This is a genomic window from [Mycobacterium] manitobense (assembly GCF_025821665.1).
GTDB classification, from domain to species: domain Bacteria; phylum Actinomycetota; class Actinomycetes; order Mycobacteriales; family Mycobacteriaceae; genus Mycobacterium; species Mycobacterium arseniciresistens.
The window spans coordinates 65,653-86,566 of record NZ_JACKSJ010000148.1; the positions used below are offsets into that span (position 1 = coordinate 65,653).

The window sequence follows — 20,914 nt, forward strand, 5'->3', positions numbered from 1 at the left end:
GTTTAGTCGCCCGGGGCACTGTGCTCCCGATCACCGCTCCGCACGTGCGCGCGTGCCGCCGCTGGAGCGCCCAGTCCGTGCAGCACCACGCTGCCCAGCACAGTGATCACCATCGCCAGCAGGACCTCGTGTTCGGCCGTGTCGGAAAGCGTGTTGAAGGCCAGCAGACCGAAGACGATGGACGTGGTGCCGCGGGGGCCGAGCGCACCGAGCAGCCACCGCTCGCGCCACGTCGGTCGCGAGCCGAGCAGGCCCAGCAGCATCGGCACCACCCGCACGACGGTCAGCGCCAGCACGCAGAACACCACCATGCCGATGGACACCCCGGACTGCAGCGCCACCACCGCCGCGGCGCCGAACACGAACCACATCCCGACGGCGAGCAGGAAGCCGACGTCGTCGACCAGTTCGAGTTCGCGACCGATGTCGGCCGAGTGCCGCAGGGTGCGCAGTGCCAGGCCGCAGACGAAGGCCGCCACGAAGCCGTTACCGTCGACGCCAAGGCTGAGCCCGAACGCCATCAGCGGCGCGGCCACCAGCAGCCACCGTTTGGAGTGGTCGGTCATCAGCCCGTGACGGTCGGCGCGGTTGGACAGCAGAGCCAGCGCCGCCCCGACGGCGAGGCCGACCAGGATGGCTTTGATCGCCTGCGGCACCGCGGATCCCAATGCCGCGAGCGGGTTCTCGGCATCGCTACCCTCACCGGCGAGCACCAGGGCGAAGATGAAGATCGGCGAGACGATGCCGTCGTTGTAGCCGGCCTCGACGTTGAGCAGGTTGCGCACCCGTTCGGGGATCCGACGGTCCCGCAGGATCGACGTGGCGGGCGCGAAGTCGATCGGCACCACGATGCACGCGATGATCAGCAGCACCGCCCAGGACAGCCCCGGCAGCAGCCACAGCCCGAGCAGAAGGGCGGCGCCCAGGCTCAGCGGCATCACGATGAACAGCACCCGAAGCGCCGACCGGGGTTCGCGGCCGAAGAGGCCGCCGCGCACGTCGGTGGCGTCGACGAACAGCAGGATGGCGAGGATCACCTCGGCGATGTGCTCGGCGGCGTCGGTGTTCAACGACGCCGCGACCTGGTCCTGGGTGGCGAAACCGACCGCGATGCCGGCGAGCACCAGCACCATCGGGGCCGTCAGCCGCCAGGACTCCAGCCGCCGGGCCAGCAGCGACCAGCCGGCGAGCACCACGGAGACGGCGATCAGTGACGGCAGCACGGCGCGATCATTTCACCGCCCGTGGACGCTCATCCCTCCGCGACGCAGAACGCGTTGCCCGCGGGGTCGGCCAGCGTCACCCAGCGGAACTCGTCACCGAAGTTGTTCCGGCCCGTCTCCGTCGCGCCGAGGCCGACCAGCCGCGCCACCTCCGCCTCCATGTCGCCGGCGGTGAAGTCGAGATGCACGCGATTCTTGCCCGGTGTCGGGTCCGGTACCCGCTGGAACCCGAGTCGCGGTCCGTCCGGGCGGATGACGACGACGAACTCGCCCGGCGCGAACGGTGTCACCTCCCCATCGACGGCCTGCGCCCACCACTGCGCCAACCCGTCCGGATCGTCGCAGTCGAACGTGATCATCTCCACCGCAAGTGCCATGGCCCCAGACCTTAGGCCGCCCCGCCGACATCCGGGTCGGCCGGAATTGGTGCCCGTGGCGTCGCCGCACCGCTCTTACGATCGATCCATGCCGCCGGCCACTTTCGACCACCCGCTGCCGTACCGGTCGGCCATCCCGGCGCAGCGCGGGCTCAACGTGCTCACCGCCGGCACCTTCGTGGCGCTCGTCGCCGTGCAGTTCGCGTGGTGGCCTGCGCTCTTCGGCTCCATCCTGCCCAGCGTGACCGTCGCGTTGGCGACGCCGCTGCTGGCCCTCGTGCCGAGCGGGATGATCATCGCGGGGCTCCGCCGCCGGGAAATGCGGGCGTGGTCGCGCGCGCACGGGTTCGTCCATCACCGCAGACCCGACTGGCCGGTGCCGCAGTTCGACGTGGCGCCGTTCACCGTCGGCCGGGCCCGCCGGCGGCGGGTCGCCGACGGGATGACGGGCACGGTGGGCCGGCACCCCGCCTGGTTCATCCACTACACCTGGTGGAACAACAACTGGTTCACCGTGACCAGCCACTTCCGCAACGTCTTCGCGCTGACCCTGCCCCGGGCGCTGCCCGCGCTCAGCATCGGACCGACCATCGACCCCGGCGCGGGCAGCACGGTGCCCTTGGAGTCGATCGACTTCAACGACGTGTGGGCGGTGGCGACCCGAGACGAACGGTTCGCCCGCGCCGTCATCACGCCGGCGACGATGGACCGGCTGCTGGCGCTCGATCTCCCGGTCACCGCCAACACCCGCATCTCCATCGTCGGCCGTGAGCTGTTGGCCATCAGCATCGGCGGCAACCGCGGCTCCGACATCACCCGCATCTACACCGCGCTGCGCATCATCGCCGACGGCATCCCGCCCTACGTGTGGGACGTCTGGTCGGTCTCGGACCAGGAGGCGCACACATGAGCTGGCTGTGGTGGGCCGTGCTCGGCCTGGTCGTCGTGGTGCTGGTGAGCTGGCCGATCGCCACTTACAACCGGCTGGTGTCGATGCAGCAGACCGTCGTCGAGTCCTGGCGCGGTATCGACATCGAACTGACCCGGCGCTGGGAGTTGGTCCCCCGCCTCGCCGAGGTCGCCCGGTCCTACGCGCGGCACGAGGCCACCGTGCTGGCACAGCTCGCCGCGCTGCGGACACCGGCACGGCTCGACGACGACCCGTCCGGTGCACTGCAGGAGCTCAACGACCGCGTCATCGCCGACGAGACACGGGCCCAGGACGCACTCGCGGGGGCGTTGACCGGCCTGCGCGCGCTGGCCGAGGCACACCCGGATCTGCTTGCTTCGCAACACTATTCAGAATTGATGACCGCGCTGCGGGACACCGATGACCGGATCGCGGCGGCCCGGCGCCTCTACAACGGCAACGTGTCGCGGTACAACGCGAAGCTCAGGTCGTTCCCGGGCAGGGTGGTGGCCGGCTGGGCGGGGATGACGACGGCCGACCTCTGGGTGATGGCCGACCCGGCGCACGGTGAGCTGCCGCCGCTGGGCCTGCGCGACTGAGTCAGCCCGCCGAGATCCGGTACGTGCGCCGGGCATTGTCGCGCAGCACGGCGTCCTCGTCGAACCCGTCGCCCAGGACCTCGCGCAGCATCCAGATGCTGTCCGGCAACCACACATTGGGCTTGTCGATCGGATAGTTCGAAGCCCAGAACGAGCGCTGCGGCCCGAACACCGAATACAGGTGGGCGATCAGCGGTGCGGCGAGGTCACGCAGTCGTTCGCGCGGCACAGCTCCGGCGCCCAGCACCGGCATGCCGAGGCCGCCGAGCTTGGCGACGACGTTGGGCAGCGCGGCAAGTGCGGCGATGTCGTCACGCCAGCGGGCCAGGATGTCGCTGCGCTCGGCTCCGGTGGTGCCGGTCTGCCGGCCGCGCGGGCCGAGCGCACCCACCGGCGTGGCGAAGTGGTCGAGCACGAAGGTGGTCTGCGGGTACTCGCGGGCGAGCGTCGCCGCGTCGGGGAGCTGGTGGCTGTAGACCCAGATGTCGAAGGTGAGGCCACGCTCGGCCACCGCCGCGAACCCACGGAGGAACGACGGCTCGGCGAGCAGGTGCGCCGAGGGCGTCCAGTCCATCACGCCGGGGTCGTCGTGGTGGGCGGCCAGGCAGCGCACGCCCCGCACGAGCGGGCTCGCCTCGAGGTGGGCGTCGAGCACTCCGGCCACACCGGGCTCACCGGGGTCGGCGTGCACCACGATCGCGCCGAGGGAAGGTGCGCCGTCGCGGCCGAACGGCAGCGCCGCGATCCACCGCGTCTCGTCGACCGCGCCGAGCGGTTCCTTCGACTCCCAGCCCGCCTGGACGTGGACGACGGTGCGCACGCCGGCGGCCGCCGCGTCGTCCCGGTAGTCCTCGGGCAGGTACCGGTCGAACAGGTACCGCGCATCGCCGACGAACTCGCGGTTGCTGCGCGGGAACACCCGGACCAGCGCCGGCATCACCAGCGGCGCGCGGCGCACCACCTTCGCGACCGCCGACACCTTGCGCGGGGTGGTGAACGGGTCCCACTGGTGGATGTGCGCGTCCACCACGCCTCGTGCGGTCACGGGTTTCACTGTGGCGCGCCGACGCCGCATCGGCAGCCGAATCCGCGGAAATCAGGCAGGCGCCAGGAACGCCTGCAGCGCCGCCGAATACGCCGCGACGTCATGCGCGCCCATCAGCTCGCGCGCCGAGTGCATCGCGAGCTGGGCCGCACCGACGTCGACGGTCGGGATGCCGGTGCGCGCAGAGGTCATCGGGCCGATGGTCGACCCGCACGGCAGGTCGGCCCGGTGCTCGTAGCGCTGCAGCGGGACGCCGGCCTGATCGCACGCGAGCTGGAATGCCGCGGCGGTCCGGCTGTCGGTGGCGTAGCGCAGATTCGGCTGGACCTTGAGCACGGGTCCGGCGTTCACCTCGATCAGATGCAGGGGTTCGTGGCGCTCGGGGTAGTTCGGATGGGTGGCGTGCGCCATGTCGCCGGAGGCCACCATCGATCCCGACAGCCGGCGCAGCAGGTCTTCGCGCGCGCCGCCGGCCGCCAGCGTGATCCGTTCCAGCACGGTCGGCAGCAGGTCGGACTGCGCGCCGTGATCCGACGTCGACCCCACCTCCTCGTGGTCGAACAGCGCGAGCACCGGCACGGCGCGGCCGGCCGCGGTGGTGGCGAGGAAGGCTTCCAGCCCGGCGTAGCAGGTGCCCTGGTTGTCCAGCCGGGGCGCACTGACCAGATCCTCGGTCGCGCCGACGAGCCGCGAACCCGCGAGGTCGTGGGTCATCAGGTCCGCGGCGAGCACATCGCCGGCCGCCACGCCCGCACGGTCGGCGACGTACTCGAGGAACGACCGGGTTCCGCTCCCCACGCCCCACACAGCGTTCAGGTGTCGCTGCGGGTCGAGGGTGACGCCCTTGCGGTCGTCGGACAGGTGGATCGCCAGCTGCGGCACCCGCAGGATCGGTTCGTCGACGCGCACCAGCACGTCCTGCACGCTGGAACCTCTCCCCGAGTCGCGTCGCTCCTGCACGCCCCCGTCGCCGCGCACCGAGAGCCGGCCACTCACGCCGAGGTCGCGGTCCAGCCACGAGTTCAGCCAGGCACCGCCGTAGGGCTGCAGCGCCACCACCTGCCAGCCCGACACGAAGCGGTCCGGATGCTGCTTGACCCGCAGGTTGGGGCTGTCGGTGTGGCCGCCGACGATGCGGAACGGCGCACCGGGATCCTCACCCGCCCGCCACGCGACCAGTGACCCCGCCCGCACCGTGAAGTAGTCACCCGGATCGGCCGGCCAGGCGTCGGACTCGGCCAGTTCGGTGAAGCCTTCGGCCCGCAACCGTTCGGCGACGGTGACGCAGACGTGGAACGGCGACGGCGAGGCGTCGATGAACTCACAGAGGTGCTGGGGGCTAGCTGCCATCTTTCAAGTTTGACGGGCGATTTCACTGATCTTGACGCTAGGGTCCACGTTGTGCCCGATCCGCTGCCACAACCGGTGCTGGCGCCGCTGACTCCGGCGGCCGTGTTCCTGGTCCTCACCGTCGACGACGGCGGCGAGGAAACGGTGCACGACGGGCTCGCCCACATCTCGGGGCTGGTGCGTTCCATCGGTTTTCGCGATCCCAGCAAGCGGCTGTCGGTGGTGGCCTCGATCGGGTCGGACGCGTGGGACCGGTTGTTCTCCGGTCCCCGGCCCGCCGAGCTGCACCCCTTCGTCGCGCTGCACGGTCCGCGGCACGACGCCCCCGCGACGCCCGGCGATCTGCTGTTCCACATCCGCGCGGAATCGATGGACGTGTGCTTCGAACTGGCCACCAAGCTGGTCGAGGCGATGGCCGGCGCCGTCACCGTCGTCGACGAGGTGCACGGCTTCAAGTTCTTCGACAACCGGGACCTGATGGGCTTCGTCGACGGCACGGAGAACCCGGACGGCCCGCCGGCGCGCAGCGCGACGCAGATCGGGGACGAGGACCCCGATTTCGCCGGCGGCTGCTACGTGCACGTGCAGAAGTATCTGCACGACATGGGGTCGTGGAATGCTTTGCCGGTCGGCGAGCAGGAGCGGGTGATCGGCCGCACCAAGCTCGACGACGTCGAACTGGGCGACGACGCGAAGCCCGCGAACGCGCACATCGCGCTCAACGTGATCACCGACGACGCGGGCAACGAGCTCAAGATCCTGAGGCACAACATGCCGTTCGGCGAGATCGGCCGTTCCGAGTTCGGCACCTACTTCATCGGCTACTCGCGGACCGCCGCGGTGACCGAGCGGATGCTGCGCAACATGTTCATCGGCGATCCGCCCGGGAACACCGACCGCATCCTCGACTTCTCCACCGCCGTGACGGGCGGCATGTTCTTCTCCCCGACGATCGACTTCCTCGACGACCCACCGCCGTTGCCCGGCGCGGCCGCCGTCCCGGCCGCGCCTCCCGCGCCGTCCCCCGCCTATGCCGGTTCCCTGTCGATCGGCAGCCTGAAAGGACAGTCCCGATGAACAACCTCTACCGCGAGCTGGCACCGGTCACCGACGGGGCATGGGAGCAGATCGAACAGGAGGCGACCCGAACGTTCAAGCGCCACATCGCCGGTCGTCGCGTCGTCGACGTGAGCGAGCCGGGTGGCCCGGTCACCGCGGCGATCAGCACCGGCCATCTGGTCGACGTGACGTCACCGGGCGACGGCGTGTTCGCGCATCTGCGCGACAGCAGGCCGCTGGTGCGGCTGCGGGTCCCGTTCACGGTGTCGCGCAGCGCGATCGACGACGTCGAACGCGGTTCGCAGGACTCCGACTGGGATCCGGTCAAGGATGCCGCGAAGAAGCTGGCGTTCGTCGAGGACCGCGCGATCTTCGAGGGCTATCCGGCCGCGTCGATCGAGGGCATCCGCGGCTCGAGTTCCTGCCCGAACCTCAAACTGCCCGCCGATCCGCGGGAGATCCCCGACGTCATCACCCAGGCGCTGTCGGAACTGAGGCTGGCCGGCGTAGACGGCCCGTACAGCGTGCTGCTGTCGGCCGACGTGTACACGCAGGTGAGCGAGACGACGGTGAACGGCTATCCGATCCGCGAGCACCTCAACCGGCTCGTCGACGGCGACATCATCTGGGCGCCGGCCATTGACGGGGCATTCGTGTTGTCCACCCGCGGTGGGGATTTCGATCTGCAGCTCGGCACCGACGTGTCGATCGGATACCTGTCGCACGACGCCGACACCGTTCAGCTGTACCTGCAGGAGACGCTGACGTTCCTCTGCTACACCGCCGAGGCGTCGGTCGCTCTGACGGCCTGAGCCGGTCGCGAGGCGCTCAGGCCGACGCGAGCACGGCGTCCAGCGCCGAGTAGAACAGGCCGAGGCCGTCGTCGGACGGGCCGGTCAACGCCTCGGTCGCATGCTCGGGGTGCGGCATCAGGCCGACGACGCGGCCGTCGGCCGAGCTGACGCCCGCGATGTCGCGCATCGAGCCGTTCGGGTTGTCCCGGTAGCGGAACACCACCCGGCCCTCGCCCTCGAGTTCGTCGAGGGTCTTCTCGTCGGCGACGTAGCGGCCCTCCCCCGACTTGAGCGGTACCAGGACGTCGGCGCCCTGCTCGAAGCGGGTGGACCACGCCGAGGACGTCGAGGCCACCTCCAGCCAGATGTCGCGGCACACGAAGTGCAGTCCGGCGTTGCGGGTGAGCGCACCGGGCAGCAGACCCGCCTCGCACAGGACCTGGAAGCCGTTGCAGATGCCGAGCACCGGCAGCCCCTCGCGGGCCTCGCGGACCACCTCACCCATCACCGGGGCGAACTTCGCGATCGCGCCCGCGCGCAGGTAGTCACCGTAGGAGAAGCCGCCGGGCACCACGACCGCGTCGACCCCCTTGAGGTCGGCGTCGGCATGCCACAGGCTGACCGCCTCGGCGCCGGAGAGCCGCACCGCGCGGGCGGCGTCGATGTCATCGAGGGTGCCGGGGAATGTGATGACCCCCACACGTGCCGTCATGCCTGCTCCCTGCTGACCGACCAATCCTCGATCACCGTGTTCGCCAGCAGGGATTCGGCGATCTCGGCGATCGTCTCGTCGGTCACGCTGTCGTCGACCTCGAGTTCGAACCTCTTGCCCTGCCTGACATCTGACACTCCGGCGATGCCGAGGCGACCGAGCGCACCGACGATCGCCTGGCCCTGCGGATCGAGGATCTCCGCCTTGGGCATCACATGCACCACCACCCTTGCCACGGGACAACTGTACCGGCGTGGGTGGCGCAGCCGCCCTACCGGCACGAGTCGATGTAGGCGACGCACAGCGGGGCGGCCATCGCGTCAAGGACATCGGCGTCCGCGATGGCCGGCCACGGGCGGGCCTGCCGGCCCGTCGACCACAGCGCCAGCTCGCTGATCGTGCCGCTGCGCGGGTCGACCAGCAGGTATTCGTGCAGCGTCGGTCCGGCTGCGTCGCTGATCACCGCGGCTTTGCGCTCCGGTTCGGCGGTGGTCAGCGACGGCGAGGTGTGCGGGGCGGTCAGCTGGCACCGGCGCAGTGCGGCGACACCCGCGTCGTATACCTCGGTCGCCGTCTCACCGGCCCGCCAGGCCTCCCCGCGCCAGTGCATCACCTGCGCCTGCAGGTGCCACATGCCGTCGGGCGAGGTCACGACGGCGCGGGACGCCACGGCGTAGGCGCGTGCATCGTCGACCGGTGGCGAGGCGCACGCCTCTTCGAACCGGAACAGTGGCGCCGTCACAGGGGTGGCGACGGCGCCGAGTTCGGGCCATCGGTAGGCGTCGTGCAGCGGGATCGAGCTCGGGGCGATCCAGGCGGACTGCGGAATCCGGTCGCAGAACGGCGGGCAGTCCAGCGGGGCGGCGTCCCCATGAGCGGGCGCGAACGCCAACCCACAGCCGGCCAGCACCGCCGCCAGCAGAATTCGCATCGAGAACCCCCGCGCTCACGCCCCGCCCGAGCGCCACAATATAGGCATGCAACTGACGCATTTCGGCCATTCCTGCCTTCTCGCCAGCTTTTCCGCCGGATCCGGTGAATCCGCGGCCGAGACGACCGTGCTCTTCGACCCCGGCACGTTCTCCCACGGCTTCGAGGGCATCACCGGCCTGTCGGCGATCCTGATCACCCACCAGCACCCCGACCACGCCGACACCGAGCGGCTGCCTGCCCTGCTGGAGGCCAACCCGCAGGCCGCCCTCTACGCCGACCCGCAGACCGCCGAGCAGCTGGGCGAGCCGTGGCGGGCCGTGCACGTCGGCGACGAGTTCGGCATCGGCCACCTGCAGGTACGCGGCGTCGGCGGCAGGCATGCCGTGATCCATCCGGAGATCCCGGTGATCGACAACATCTCCTACCTGCTCGGCGACGGCGATCACCCGGCCCGGCTCATGCATCCTGGTGACGCGCTGTTCGTGCCCGGTGAGCCGGTCGAGGTACTGGCCACCCCGGCAGCGGCACCGTGGATGAAGATCTCCGAGGCGGTCGACTACCTGCGGGCGGTCGCGCCGGCCCAGGCGGTGCCCATCCACCAGGCGATCATCGACCCGAGTGCGCGCGGCATCTACTACGGCAGGCTCTCGGAGATGACCGACACCGATTTCCGTGTGCTCGAACCGGAGAACGGCACCGCGTTCTGACCTGAGCAGAGCCTCAGGCGATGTCGCGGGCGGCGCCGCGGCCGGCGGCCCGGCCGGAGAAGATGCAGCCGCCCAGGAAGGTGCCCTCCAGCGAGCGGTAGCCGTGCACGCCGCCGCCGCCGAAGCCCGCCGCTTCGCCGGCCGCGTACAGCCCCGGGTAGGCCGACCCGTCAGCGGTCAGCACGCGGGAATCGAGGTCGGTCTCCAACCCGCCCAGCGACTTCCGGGTCAGGATGTGCAACTTCACCGCGATCAGCGGCCCGGCCTTCGGGTCGGTGAGGCGATGCGGGGCGACCACCCGGCTGAACCGGTCGCCGAGATACGCGCGGGCTCCGCGGATCGCGGTGATCTGGCTGTCTTTGGTGAACCGGTTCTCCACCTCGCGGTCGCGGGCGGTCACCTCAGCGGCCACGGCGTCGTATTCGAGCGGCACCACGGCGGGCACGCCGTTCATCGCGGCGACCAACTCCCGCAACGAGTTCGCGCTGACGAAGTCGACGCCCCGGTCGACGAAGGCCTGCACCGGGGCCGGTGCGCCCGGTCGCACCCTGGCCAGCACCTGCCGCACGCTTCGGCCGGTGAGGTCGGGGTTCTGCTCCTGCCCCGACAGCGCGAACTCCTTCTCGATGATCCGCGCGTTGAGGATGAACCAGGTGTAGTCCTGCCCGGTGGTGCAGATGTGTTCCAGTGTGCCGAGGGTGTCGAAGCCCGGGTACAACGGCACGGGCAGCCGTTTCCCGTTGGCGTCCAGCCACAGTGACGACGGGCCGGGCAGGATCCGGATGCCGTGCAGCGGCCAGATCGGGTCGTAGTTGGTGATGCCCTCGGTGTAGTGCCACATGCGGTCGGCGTTGATCACCCGCGCCCCGGCGGCCTCGGTGATGCCGATCATCCGCCCGTCGACGTGGGCGGGCACACCGCTGATCAACTGTTCGGGCACCCGACCCATCCTGGGCGGCCAGTTCTTCCGCACCAGGTCGTGGTTGCCGCCGATGCCGCCGCTGGAGACGATCACCGCCGACGCGCGAAACTCGAACTCGCCGATGTTGTTCCGTGACGACGGCGCTCCCCGCACCGCGGTCGACGGTTCGAGGACGGCGCCCCGCACGCCGGTGACGGCGCCGCCCTCGACGATCAACTCGTCGACGCGGTGCCGGTGCGCGAACCGCACCGCGCCCGGGGCCGCACGCAGCCGCCGCTCGAACACCTCGACGATCGCCGGGCCGGTGCCCCACGTGACGTGGAAGCGCGGCACGGAGTTGCCGTGCCCGGTGGCGCCGTAGCCGCCCCGCTCGGCCCACCCGACGAGCGGGAAGGTCTGCAGTCCGCGGGCCCGCAACCAGCTGCGCTTCTCCCCCGCCGCGAAGTCGACGTAGGCGTGCGCCCACTGCCGCGGCCAGTGGTCCTCGGGCCGGTCGAAGCCGGCCGAGCCCAGCCAGTCCTGCAGTGCGAGTTCGTGGCTGTCGCGGATGCCGAGCCTGCGCTGTTCGGGGCTGTCGACGAAGAACAGCCCACCGAACGACCAGTACGCCTGACCACCGACGTTGGCGGCGTTCTCCTGGTCGACGATCAGCACGCGCCGGCCCCGCTCGACGAGCTCACAGGCCGCGACCAGACCGGCCAGGCCGGCTCCTACGACGATGACGTCAGCGTCCACAGGACGCTACGTTAGCCCTGCCCGCTGTGCGCGGAGCTCAGGCGGCTTCGGTGAGCGCCACGGGCGGCGTCCAGCTGTAGACCGCCGGTGCGCACCGGTGCATGAGCGCGAGGTCGACGGCGTCCAGCACGGCCTGCCGCGGACCGGGACGGTGCAGCTGTTTGGCCGACACCGCGAGCCGGACCATGCCACCGCGGCGGGCGGTGCGGTCGGCGGTGAGCACCAGCGTGCGGCACCACCACGGTTCGGTGAGGAAGCCGGCGCCGATGCCGACGACGCGGGCGCGCACGGTGGTCTGCCGCACCAGATCGGTGATCCCGGTGAGGCCGGCCATCAGACGGAAGCCGTTGCGGGGCAATACGGTCACTGTGCCCTGCGAGACGGTCCAGCCGGGGGCGGCGAACAGCCGGGTGCGCAGACCGAGGTGTTCGAGCACCCGGTCGGCACCCATCAACCGCAGGTTGGCCTCGTGCGCGGGCAGGGTGGCGAACTCGCTGCGGCGCTGCTTGGTCGCGGCCTCGTCGAAGCCGTGCAGCACGATGGCGGCGCCGTCCGCGCGGCGTTCTGTCAGCCAGCCCACCGTCCGCTCGTCGCGGTCCAGCCGGTAGCCCCCCTTGAGGCGGGGGGCCACCAGGAACGACGACGGCACGTTGCGCGCGTCGAGTTCGGCGCAGAACGAGGCGACGTGGGGCAGCGTGCGTTCGCTGATATGGGCGATCGAGACGATCAGTTGTCCAGCCACATGTGCAGTGTGGCAACGCCAGGTGTCGTGACGGTTGCCGACACGTGGGCGGGAGTTGTCTATCGCGGCAAGACCGCTTCGATGGCGGTGATGATCTCCGGTGCGTCCGGCTCGGTGCGCGGACGGAACCGGTTGACCACCGAGCCGTCGGGTGCGATGAGGAACTTCTCGAAGTTCCACTGGATGTCACCGGCCTCGCCGCCGGCGTCGGGTGTCTTGGTCAGCTCGACGTAGAGCGGATGCCGGTCCGGCCCGTTGACGTCGGTCTTGGCCAGCAGCGGGAACGTCACGCCGTAGTTCTGCGAGCAGAAGGTCTGGATCTCCTCGGCACTGCCGGGCTCCTGGCCCATGAACTGGTTGCAGGGCACGCCGATGACGGTCAGGCCGCGCCTGCCGTACTCCTGGGCCAGCCGCTCCAGAGCGCTGTACTGCGGAGTCAGACCACATTTCGAGGCGACGTTCACCACGAGCACCGCGCCGTCGGTGATCTCGGCGAGGTTGGTGGGGGTGCCGTCGAGGGTGGTCAGCGGGATGTCGGACAGCGACGCGTCAGCCATGTCCGCACGCTACCGCAGGCCCTGGGTCAGCGACCGAACAGCATCGTGGCGGTACGGCGGGCGGTGGCGATCGGATCGGCGTCGGTGTCGACGGCCTGGTTGAGCCAGAGCAGCGAGAAGCCGTGCACCAGCGACCACGCGGCGAGCGCGGCGGCTTCGGGATCGGCCTCGGCACGGTCGTCGGCAAGGGTGCCGACGCCGCGGGCCAGCTCGGCGCCCGCGGCGGCCTGGGCACCGGCGAGGTCGGCGTCGGCCGCGTCGAACAGCGACTTGTCGAACATCACCGCGTAGTGGCCGGGATGGCTCAGCGCGAAGCCGACGTAGGCCAGCGCCGCGTTGACGAAGTCCGGTCTGGCCTGCTCGAGCGCCGAGGTGAGCAGCCGGAACCCCTCCGTGGCGAGCGCGGTGAACAGTCCGCGCCGGTCGGTGAAGTGATGAGCGGGCGCCGCGTGCGACACCCCCGCCTCGCGGGCCAGTTCGCGAAGCGACACCGCGTCGGCGCCGCGCTCGGCGACAAGGTCCGCGGCGTGGCCGAGGATCACCGCCTTGAGGTCACCGTGGTGGTAGGTGCGCTTGCTCATTCGGCCAGTCTAGCCCACATCTTGACACTGACTAGTTAACGACTACCCTCATCTTGACACTGACAAGTTATAGTTCGGAGGAGGCTCGCGATGGCGGTGCTGATGGCGCTGGCGCTGGGCACTGTGGCAGCGCGGACGGCCGGCTGGCTCGGCGTCGACCACCTCGACACCTGGCCCCGGGCCGTCGCCGTCGGACTGGCGTTGATGTTCACGATGACCGGGGTGGCGCACTTCGTCCCCGGCATGCGCCGGGACATGATCGCCATCGTGCCGCCGCGGCTGCCGGCACCCGGCGTGCTCGTGACGATCACCGGCGTGCTGGAGCTGATCGGCGCGGCTGGGCTGCTGTTCCCGCCGACGAGGGTCGCCGCGGCGGTGTGCCTGTTCGTGCTGATGCTGGCGATGTTCCCCGCCAACGTCCGTGCGGCGAGGATGCCGGACCCGCCGAAGTCGATGACGTCGCGGTTAGACGTTCGGACCGCTGAAGAAGTTGTCTACCTCGCCGCTGCCGTAGTGGTCGCGGTCGGCGGTGGCTAGCACCCACGCGTACTGGAACGCGGCCTCCTTCCACCGCTCGTAGCGTCCGCTGATCCCGCCGTGGCCGGCGCTCATCTCGGTCTTCAACAGCACCGGGTTGGCATCGGTCTTGGTGTACCGAAGCGCGGCAACCCATTTCGCGGGCTCGACGTAGAGCACCCTGGTGTCGTTCAGCGACGTCATCGCCAGGATCGGCGGGTAGTCCCTGGCCACGACGTTCTCGTACGGCGTGTACGACTTCATGTAGAAGTAGATGTTCTCGTCCTCGATCGGGTTGCCCCACTCGTCCCACTCGGTCACCGTGAGCGGCAGGGCCGGATCGAGGATGGTGGTCAGCGCGTCGACGAACGGCACCTGCGCGAGGAATCCGGCGAACAACTCCGGCGCGAGGTTGGCCACCGCGCCGATCAGCAGACCGCCCGCGCTGCCGCCGAGGCCCACCAGATTCTCCGGCCGCGTGACGTCGGTGGCGATCAGATGCCGTGCCACCGAAATGAAATCGGTGAACGTGTTGCCCTTCTCCAGCAGCTTGCCGTGCTCGTACCACGACCGGCCCAGCTCGCCGCCACCACGGACGTGCGCCACCGCGAACACCATTCCCCGGTCCAGCAGCGACAGCCGTGCGATGGAGAAGCGCGGATCCTCGCAGGACTCGTACGCGCCGTAGCCGTACAGCAGCGTCGGGGCCGGGAACTGCAGACCCGCCCGGTGCACGATGGAGATGGGCACCCTGGCGCCGTCGGGAGCGGTCGCCCAGTCCCGCCGCTCGACGTAGTCCTCGGGCCGGTAGTCGCCCAGCACGGGTTGCTCGCGCAGCAGGACGCGCTCACCGGTGGGCAGGTCGATGTCGTACACCCGCACCGGGGTGACGAACGACGTCGCCGCCACCCGGAGTCTGGGAGCGTCCCAGTTCGGGTTGGCGCTCAGCCCCGCCGACGTCAGCTCGGTGTCGAAGGTGATCTCCTCGGCGCGGCCGTATCCGCCGTCGGCGGTCAGCGGCCACAGCTCGATGCGGGGCAGCGCCTCACTGCGGTAGCTGACCACGAGGTGACGCGCGAAGGCGTCCACCCCGTCGAGGCGGACGTCCTCGCGGTGCGGGATCAGCGTGCGCACCGCGGTCGGGTCGGTGACGGGCGCTTCGACCAGCTCGAAGTTCTCGGCGCCGTCGTTGTGCAGGATCAGGAAGCGGTCGTCGCCACCCACCACGGCGTGCTCGACGGAGTACTCCACCGAGTCGCGGCGCGGCCACACGACGACGAATTCGGCTTCCGGGTCCGCAGCGTCGGCGTAGCGCACCTCTGAGGTGACGGCGCTGCCTGCCGCGATCATCAGGTACCGGTCGCTGCGGGTGCGCCCGACTCCGAGCCAGTACTTCTCATCCGCCTCGTGATACACGCGCTCGTCGGGCAGCCCGGCGCCGAGGCGATGACGCCACACCGTGTCCGGACGCCACGCGTCGTCCACCGTCGTGTAGTAGACGGTGCGGTTGTCCGCCGCCCAGGTGGCACCCGCCCCGATGCCGACGACGGTGTCGTCGTACTGCTCGCCGGTGCGTAAGTCCCGGAACCGCAACGTGTACCGCTCGTCGCCGACGGTGTCGACGGAGTAGGCCAGCACATTGCCGTCCAGGCTGATCGTCGCGGCGCCGAGGGCGAAGTAGTCGTGCCCCTCGGCTTCGGCGTTCTCGTCGAGAAGCACCTGCTCACCGGGGATCTCGGTGTTCTCGTCGAGGACCGGGGGTGTCCAGTCGTCGGGGTCACCGATCGGGCAACGGCAGTGCACCCCGTACTGCTTGCCCTCGAAGCTGCGCCCGTAGTACCACCAGTCACCGCGGCGGGTGGGCACCGACAGGTCGGTCTCCTTGGTGCGGGCCTTGATCTCGTCGAAGATCCTCTGCCGCAACGGCGCCAGGTCGGCCGTCATGTGATCGGTGTAGGCGTTCTCGGCCTCGAGGTGCTCGATCACCTCGGCGTCGTCCTTGTCGCGCAGCCACTCGTAGTGGTCGAGAAAGACGTCGCCGTGGAATTCCCGGCGGTGTTCGACGCGCTTGGCCTGCGGTGGATTCACGCGCCGGGACCGATCCACGCGTCGAATTGCAGGCCCGAGATGCGTTCGTAGGCTTCGAGGTAACGGGCGCGGGTGGCCGCGACGACGTCGGGGGGTAGCGGCGGCGGTGGCGCGTCGCCTGCCCGGTCCCAGCCCGACTCCGGCCCGGTCAGCCAGTTGCGGACGAACTGCTTGTCGAAGCTTGACTGCACCTCGCCCTCGCGGTGATCGTCGGCGCGCCAGTACCGCGAGGAGTCCGGAGTGAAGACCTCGTCGGCGAGCACCAGGGTGCCCTGCCTGTCGACGCCGAACTCGAATTTGGTGTCAGCGATGATGATGCCCTTCGTCAATGCGTGCTCGGCGCCCCTGGCGTACGTCCGCAGGGTGTGGTCGCGCAACTGTTCCGCGCGTTCGGCGCCGACGCGTGCGACGGTGTCGTCGAACGTGATGTTCTCGTCGTGCTGGCCCAGTTCGGCTTTGCTCGCCGGGGTGTAGAGCGGCTCGGCGAATCTGCTGGCCTCGGTCAGCCCCTCCGGCAGTGCGATGCCGCAGACGGCGCCGGTCCTGCGGTAGTCGACGAGGCCCGACCCGGTCAGGTATCCGCGGGCCACGCATTCCACCGGCAGCATCTCGAGCTCGTGCACCACCAGCGCGCGGCCGAGCACCTCGTCGGGGATCCGCTCGTCGTCGGGCGGGCCTGCGAGGTGGTTCGGCCCGTCGAGCAGGTCGAAGAAGAACACGCTCATCGCCGTCAGGATGCGGCCCTTGTCGGGAATGTCGCTGTCGAGCACGTGGTCGTAGGCGGAGATGCGATCGGTGGCCACGAACAACAGGTGGTCGTCGTCGATGCGGTAGAGCTCCCGGACCTTGCCGCTGGCCAGATGGCGGTAGTCGGTCAGAGCAGGGCGCATCGGGCCAGACTATCTGCTGGGATCGGGGCATGAGCTCTCGCTACCTGCCGTACGCCACCACGCCCGTCCGTCTGCTGTGGCAGCTGATCAGCGACATCGCCATCGCCGCCTGGACCGTGGTGTGGGTCCTGGTGGGCATGGCGGTGCACGCGGCGGTGAGCACCATCGCCGAAGTCGGCCGCCAGGTGAACACCGGCGCCAACGGCGTCGCGGACAATCTCAACTCCGCGGGCGACAACGCCGACGACTTCCCGCTCGTCGGCGATGCGCTGGCCAAGCCGCTGCGGGCGGCCAGCGAGGCGGCTCTCGACATCGCAGGCGCCGGCCAGAGCCTGGACGACACCGCGTCGTGGCTGGCGTGGGTGCTGGCGCTGGCGGTCGCCTCGCCGCCGATCCTGGCCGTCGCGATGCCGTGGCTGTTCCTGCGCCTGCGGTTCTTCCGCCGCAAGTGGACGGCCGTCACGCTGGCCAGGACGCCGGCCGGCGAGCAACTGCTGGCGCTGCGGGCGCTGGCCAACCGGCCGCTGGCCAAGCTCGTCAGCGTCGACGACGATCCCGTCGGCGCGTGGCGCAGCCAGGACGCCGTCGCGATCCGCGGGCTGGCGGCCCTGGAACTGCGCGCCGCAGGCATCCGCGCCCACCTCTAGATCCCAGTGATTTCGGCGCGCTGACGTTCGCTCAGCGATCGAGACCGCGCCGAAATCGCGGAGGTGAGAACCGTTCGCGGCGGCTCACCGTCTGACGATCATGATCGACGACTATCTGCGCCGCCACGACGGCGTCATCACGCTGGCTCAGGCGGGTCGGGCGGGACTCGACGAACAGGCCGTACGGCGACGGGTCAGATCCGGGCACTGGCGACGCTGCTCACCGGGTGTGTACTTCGTCGACGACCGACCTTTCACCGACGCCGCCCGCATTCGGGCGGCGGTATGGGGCCTCGGCACGCGTGCGACGGCCAGCGGACTGGCCGCCGCGTGGTGGCAGGGCCTGACCCAATTCGCGCCCGAAGTCGTCGAAGTGACCGTGCCGCGAAACAGCCACGGCCGGAGCCGCCCCGGCGTCCGACCGCGGCGACGTGATCTGCGACCGGTCGACGTCGTCGAGCGGCGCGGACTGCAGGTCACCGCGTTACCCCTCACCGTCGTGGAGGCGGCCGTACGACGTGGCGGCGGCCCGAAGATCCTCGACTCGTCACTGCAGCGCCACGTCGAACTCCGCGGCCTGTGGACCGCACATCTGCGCAACAAGGGCCGACACGGTTCGCCGGCCGCCCGTCGCCTCCTCCAGGTCGCCGATGACGGCGCCCGTTCCGAAGCCGAGCGATTGCTCATCCGACTGCTCAAGGCGGCACGCATCACCGGCTGGAAGGCGAATCATCCGGTCGCCGGGTACCGCGTCGACGTGGCATTCCCGAACGCGAGAGTGGCCATCGAGGTCGACGGCTTCGCCTTCCACTCCGACAGTGACGACTTCCACGCCGATCGGGTACGTCAGAACGCGATATCGCTCGCAGGCTGGCAGGTGCTCCGCTTCACGTGGCTGGACCTGACGGAACACCCACAGCGGGTGATCGCCACGATCAATCACGCGATTTGGGCGCGCTGACGATCGGCGGGCGAACGAAAGCGCGCCGAAATCGCAGAAAGGTGAGCAGCCAGACCGCCAGGGCGATCCAGAACGCGATCGCCGACACCACATCGAGCCATCGCCACCCCGTCTCCCGGTACATCGCGAAGGTGGCCGAGGCGTACATGCCCAGCGGGAAAACAGCTGGCCACGCCCGCACCCGCCGCCACCCGACGCTGAGCAGCGGGACGATCCACAGCGTGGCGAGCACCCACGTCCCGATCGTCACATGTCTCACGGCGTCCGCGAACGGTCCGGGCGGCAGCGCGTGGTGCAGGTGGTCGCCGGCCAGCGTGGACACCGCGAGCCCGCCCATCAGGATCCAGTGGTCGGGAGGGACATCGCGTCGCATGGCCGGGTCGGCGCCGATCCGCCAGACGACCAGCGACGTCATCACCAGATACCAGCACAGCGCGAGCAGCCAGAATGCAGTACCCCAGAACAGGATTCCGAGTGCGACGAACACGATGGCCAGTCCCGCGGTGGCGACGCTGACCAGTTCCCATGCGCCGTGCGCACGGCCCCGCAGGCCGGTCCACCGCAGGCGCCACACCCTGCTCACGACGATCGGCATCAGCGACACCCAGCCCAACAAGGCCATCGTGCCGAGCACCCATACGGCCGCCTCGTGGTCGGAGAAGCGGGCGGCCAGCACCGCACATGCCGCCACGAATGTCAACAGCCCGACGGCCGTGTCGATCTCGCGCAGATCCCAGCCGTCGCGCCGCCTGCTCATCGCGGCGAGAAACATCAGCACCGGCAGCGCGACCGCCGCGAGCACCGCCAGCCCGGCACTGACGCGGTCGTAGCCATGATCGGCCGCCGCGATCGAGACGATCCCGGTCGCCATCACCGCCGCGAACGCATCGGGCCTCACGGGCTCAGCTCGACCACCAGGTGCCGGATACCGGTGTGCCGGTTGCTGCGGGTCCATTCGACGGGCTCGGCCACCCGCACACCGGCGAAGCGACGAAGCAGCTCCTCGAACAGCACACGCAGCTCGAGCCGCGCCAGGTTGGCTCCGAGGCAGTAATGCACCCCGTATCCGAAACCGAGGTGCGGGTTGGGTTTACGGGTGATGTCGAAGGTGTCGGGATCGGTGAACGCCGCGTCGTCGCGGTTCGCCGAACCCTCCCACACCTGCACCTTCTGGCCGGCCTCGATCGCGCATCCACCCAGTTCGACGGCACGGGTGGCGGTCCGGCGCTTCGACGGCGACGGCGACGTCCAGCGCACCATCTCCTCGACCGCCGACGGCAGCAGCGACGGGTCGGCCCGCAGCGCCGCCAGTTGTGCGGGGTGCTCGGCGAGCGCGAGCAGTCCACCGGCCACCGCGTTGCGGGTCGTCTCCGCGCCCGCGCTGAACAGCAGGCTGAAGAACAGGTACAGCTCGAGGTCGGAGAGCCCCTCGTCGAGCGCCGCATTGGCCACCACGGAGAGCATGTCGTCGGTCGGCTCGGCACGCTTGGCGGCGATGAGTTCCATTCCGTAGGTGTACATCCGCGTCCCGGCGTCCTCGGCGGTCAGCTGACCGACCTCGGCGGTGCGGGCCCGGCCGAAGTCGAACTGCGGCTCGATCGCCTCGAACAACCAATGCCGTTCGCTCTCGGGTACTCCCAGCAGAATGCAGATCATCTGCATCGGCAGTTCCGCGGCCACGTCGACGACGAAATCGAAGGGCCGGCCGGACACCACCGCGTCGAGCAACCCGCGGGCCCGTGCCCGCAGGTCGTCCTCGACCAGGCGGATCATCCGCGGCGTGAGCCCCGAGCTCACCAAGCGGCGGATCTGGGCATGCCGTGGGTCGTCCATCATGTTGAGCACCTGGCCTGCGACGGCCAGGTCCTGCAGCAGGGTGCCGCCGTAGGGCCGGTCGCCGCCGGTCACCGACGAGTAAACCGCTGGATCACGGAGCACCGCAAGCGTTTCGGCGTGGGTGGCGACCGACCAGAAGCCCTCGCCGTCAGGGGTGTGCTCTGTGGGTTCGTGCCAGTAGACGGGGGCCTCGCGGCGATGCACCGCGAACAGGTGATGCGGGAAGCCGTCGGCGAAATTGTCGAGATCGGTGAGATCGATGTCCGCGAGCCGCACCCTTACAGGATGTCGTGCCTACCGGAATGGCGGGTGATATTGCGGCGCTGAAGCGAAGTGCTGGGGCTGCGAGGCCCAGAACTCCCGCACCATTCTGGCCTCACGCTTGAGCACCGAGAGCGCGAGCAGATTCCGCACGATCGCCAGAGGGTTGAAGAAGACCATCGACAGGATGCCCCACCAGCCGAGCAACAGGCAGTGCAGGAGGCTCTTCATGATCCTGGCGTGACATTGGGCGTAGCTGCCGGTGAAGGTGGAGTCCTGTGCGAACCACAGCACCACGACGCCGGTGTGCCTCACCGTTTCCACCTGGTACTGCTGCTCCCCCGGCACTATGTGCGTGCGCCCGTTGTGCGTGTACACCGCCTGTCCGTACCCCGGATGCGGCGGCTGCGGGTAACCGTGCGGCTGCGTCATGGATCCATCTTCCGCCACCCGGCGGACCCCCCGGTGC

24 protein-coding genes are annotated in these 20,914 nt (G+C 69.9%); 8 read left to right on the forward strand and 16 right to left on the reverse strand.

Annotated features, from left to right (window positions below):
- Positions 1-2 precede the first annotated feature (2 nt).
- Complete coding sequence (locus tag H7I41_RS17960) at positions 3-1,223, reverse strand: cation:proton antiporter domain-containing protein (protein WP_264013957.1); 1,221 nt, start codon at positions 1,221-1,223, stop codon at positions 3-5.
- A gap of 29 nt (positions 1,224-1,252) precedes the next feature.
- Positions 1,253-1,600 carry a VOC family protein gene (locus H7I41_RS17965; protein WP_264013958.1) on the reverse strand — a complete coding sequence of 116 codons (348 nt, stop codon included), beginning with the start codon at positions 1,598-1,600 and terminating at the stop codon, positions 1,253-1,255.
- A gap of 88 nt (positions 1,601-1,688) precedes the next feature.
- Here H7I41_RS17965 and H7I41_RS17970 point away from each other — a divergent pair, with 88 nt between their 5' ends.
- Positions 1,689-2,510, forward strand: coding sequence for a DUF3137 domain-containing protein (locus tag H7I41_RS17970; protein WP_264013959.1), 822 nt, complete (start codon positions 1,689-1,691; stop codon positions 2,508-2,510).
- Positions 2,507-3,109, forward strand: coding sequence for a LemA family protein (locus H7I41_RS17975; RefSeq protein WP_264013960.1), 603 nt, complete (start codon positions 2,507-2,509; stop codon positions 3,107-3,109). Before H7I41_RS17970 ends, H7I41_RS17975 begins: the two co-directional genes overlap by 4 nt.
- Position 3,110: 1 nt before the next feature.
- Here H7I41_RS17975 and H7I41_RS17980 read toward each other — a convergent pair whose 3' ends face one another.
- Both H7I41_RS17980 and H7I41_RS17985 read right to left on the reverse strand, forming a co-directional pair.
- Positions 3,111-4,154 carry an amidohydrolase family protein gene (locus H7I41_RS17980; protein WP_264013961.1) on the reverse strand — a complete coding sequence of 348 codons (1,044 nt, stop codon included), beginning with the start codon at positions 4,152-4,154 and terminating at the stop codon, positions 3,111-3,113.
- A 51-nt stretch (positions 4,155-4,205) separates the two neighbouring features.
- Entirely contained in the window at positions 4,206-5,504 is a 1,299-nt protein-coding gene (locus H7I41_RS17985) for a M18 family aminopeptidase (protein WP_264013962.1), read from the reverse strand.
- Positions 5,505-5,555: 51 nt separating this feature from the next.
- Between H7I41_RS17985 and H7I41_RS17990 the strand changes: the two genes are divergently transcribed.
- Positions 5,556-6,581, forward strand: coding sequence for a Dyp-type peroxidase (locus tag H7I41_RS17990; protein WP_264013963.1), 1,026 nt, complete (start codon positions 5,556-5,558; stop codon positions 6,579-6,581).
- Entirely contained in the window at positions 6,578-7,375 is a 798-nt protein-coding gene (locus tag H7I41_RS17995; RefSeq protein ID WP_264013964.1) for a family 1 encapsulin nanocompartment shell protein, read from the forward strand. The genes H7I41_RS17990 and H7I41_RS17995 overlap by 4 nt, the downstream gene beginning before the upstream one ends.
- A gap of 16 nt (positions 7,376-7,391) precedes the next feature.
- Here the strand turns inward: H7I41_RS17995 and purQ are convergent, their stop codons facing one another.
- The 3 genes from purQ to H7I41_RS18010 are packed head-to-tail and all read right to left on the reverse strand — an operon-like array spanning position 7,392 to position 9,000.
- Positions 7,392-8,069 (reverse strand): phosphoribosylformylglycinamidine synthase subunit PurQ, encoded by a 678-nt coding sequence (purQ, locus tag H7I41_RS18000; RefSeq protein WP_264013965.1) that lies wholly within the window; start codon positions 8,067-8,069, stop codon positions 7,392-7,394.
- The gene (gene purS, locus H7I41_RS18005; RefSeq protein ID WP_264013966.1) at positions 8,066-8,305 is read right to left on the reverse strand and encodes a phosphoribosylformylglycinamidine synthase subunit PurS; all 240 of its coding nucleotides are present in this window, start codon (positions 8,303-8,305) and stop codon (positions 8,066-8,068) included. Before purS ends, purQ begins: the two co-directional genes overlap by 4 nt.
- A 35-nt stretch (positions 8,306-8,340) precedes the next feature.
- Positions 8,341-9,000 carry an ATPase gene (locus H7I41_RS18010; RefSeq protein WP_264013967.1) on the reverse strand — a complete coding sequence of 220 codons (660 nt, stop codon included), beginning with the start codon at positions 8,998-9,000 and terminating at the stop codon, positions 8,341-8,343.
- Positions 9,001-9,046: 46 nt separating this feature from the next.
- Here H7I41_RS18010 and H7I41_RS18015 point away from each other — a divergent pair, with 46 nt between their 5' ends.
- The gene (locus tag H7I41_RS18015) at positions 9,047-9,709 is read left to right on the forward strand and encodes an MBL fold metallo-hydrolase (RefSeq protein WP_264013968.1); all 663 of its coding nucleotides are present in this window, start codon (positions 9,047-9,049) and stop codon (positions 9,707-9,709) included.
- Between the two features lie 13 nt (positions 9,710-9,722).
- Here H7I41_RS18015 and H7I41_RS18020 read toward each other — a convergent pair whose 3' ends face one another.
- The 4 genes from H7I41_RS18020 to H7I41_RS18035 are packed head-to-tail and all read right to left on the reverse strand — an operon-like array spanning position 9,723 to position 13,246.
- Positions 9,723-11,366, reverse strand: coding sequence for an FAD-binding dehydrogenase (locus H7I41_RS18020; RefSeq protein WP_264013969.1), 1,644 nt, complete (start codon positions 11,364-11,366; stop codon positions 9,723-9,725).
- A gap of 37 nt (positions 11,367-11,403) precedes the next feature.
- Complete coding sequence (locus tag H7I41_RS18025; RefSeq protein WP_264013970.1) at positions 11,404-12,108, reverse strand: DUF2334 domain-containing protein; 705 nt, start codon at positions 12,106-12,108, stop codon at positions 11,404-11,406.
- Positions 12,109-12,167: 59 nt separating this feature from the next.
- Positions 12,168-12,665, reverse strand: a complete 498-nt coding sequence (locus H7I41_RS18030; RefSeq protein WP_264013971.1) for a glutathione peroxidase — start codon at positions 12,663-12,665, stop codon at positions 12,168-12,170.
- Positions 12,666-12,691: 26 nt separating this feature from the next.
- Positions 12,692-13,246: a TetR/AcrR family transcriptional regulator gene (locus H7I41_RS18035; RefSeq protein ID WP_264013972.1), complete on the reverse strand. Its 555-nt coding sequence runs from the start codon at positions 13,244-13,246 to the stop codon at positions 12,692-12,694.
- 90 nt (positions 13,247-13,336) lie between these two features.
- On the opposite strand from H7I41_RS18035, the gene H7I41_RS18040 reads away from it, so the two are divergent.
- Positions 13,337-13,783 (forward strand): DoxX family protein, encoded by a 447-nt coding sequence (locus tag H7I41_RS18040; RefSeq protein WP_264013973.1) that lies wholly within the window; start codon positions 13,337-13,339, stop codon positions 13,781-13,783.
- Here the strand turns inward: H7I41_RS18040 and H7I41_RS18045 are convergent.
- The gene (locus H7I41_RS18045) at positions 13,712-15,850 is read right to left on the reverse strand and encodes a S9 family peptidase (RefSeq protein ID WP_264013974.1); all 2,139 of its coding nucleotides are present in this window, start codon (positions 15,848-15,850) and stop codon (positions 13,712-13,714) included. The two genes, H7I41_RS18040 and H7I41_RS18045, sit on opposite strands and share 72 nt — an antisense overlap.
- A complete protein-coding gene (locus H7I41_RS18050) occupies positions 15,847-16,740 on the reverse strand; it encodes a phosphoribosylaminoimidazolesuccinocarboxamide synthase (RefSeq protein ID WP_264013975.1) in 894 nt (297 codons plus the stop codon). Before H7I41_RS18050 ends, H7I41_RS18045 begins: the two co-directional genes overlap by 4 nt.
- Before the next feature lie 29 nt (positions 16,741-16,769).
- Here H7I41_RS18050 and H7I41_RS18055 point away from each other — a divergent pair, with 29 nt between their 5' ends.
- Positions 16,770-17,387, forward strand: coding sequence for a hypothetical protein (locus H7I41_RS18055; protein WP_264013976.1), 618 nt, complete (start codon positions 16,770-16,772; stop codon positions 17,385-17,387).
- Positions 17,388-17,487: 100 nt separating this feature from the next.
- Positions 17,488-18,348, forward strand: a complete 861-nt coding sequence (locus H7I41_RS18060) for a PDDEXK-like endonuclease domain-containing protein (RefSeq protein ID WP_264013977.1) — start codon at positions 17,488-17,490, stop codon at positions 18,346-18,348.
- Here H7I41_RS18060 and H7I41_RS18065 read toward each other — a convergent pair.
- The 3 genes from H7I41_RS18065 to H7I41_RS18075 are packed head-to-tail and all read right to left on the reverse strand — an operon-like array spanning position 18,323 to position 20,877.
- A complete protein-coding gene (locus tag H7I41_RS18065) occupies positions 18,323-19,246 on the reverse strand; it encodes a tellurite resistance/C4-dicarboxylate transporter family protein (protein ID WP_264013978.1) in 924 nt (307 codons plus the stop codon). The two genes, H7I41_RS18060 and H7I41_RS18065, sit on opposite strands and share 26 nt — an antisense overlap.
- Positions 19,243-20,460, reverse strand: a complete 1,218-nt coding sequence (locus tag H7I41_RS18070) for a cytochrome P450 (RefSeq protein ID WP_264013979.1) — start codon at positions 20,458-20,460, stop codon at positions 19,243-19,245. Before H7I41_RS18070 ends, H7I41_RS18065 begins: the two co-directional genes overlap by 4 nt.
- An 18-nt stretch (positions 20,461-20,478) precedes the next feature.
- Entirely contained in the window at positions 20,479-20,877 is a 399-nt protein-coding gene (locus H7I41_RS18075) for a hypothetical protein (protein WP_264013980.1), read from the reverse strand.
- Positions 20,878-20,914: the final 37 nt, after the last annotated feature.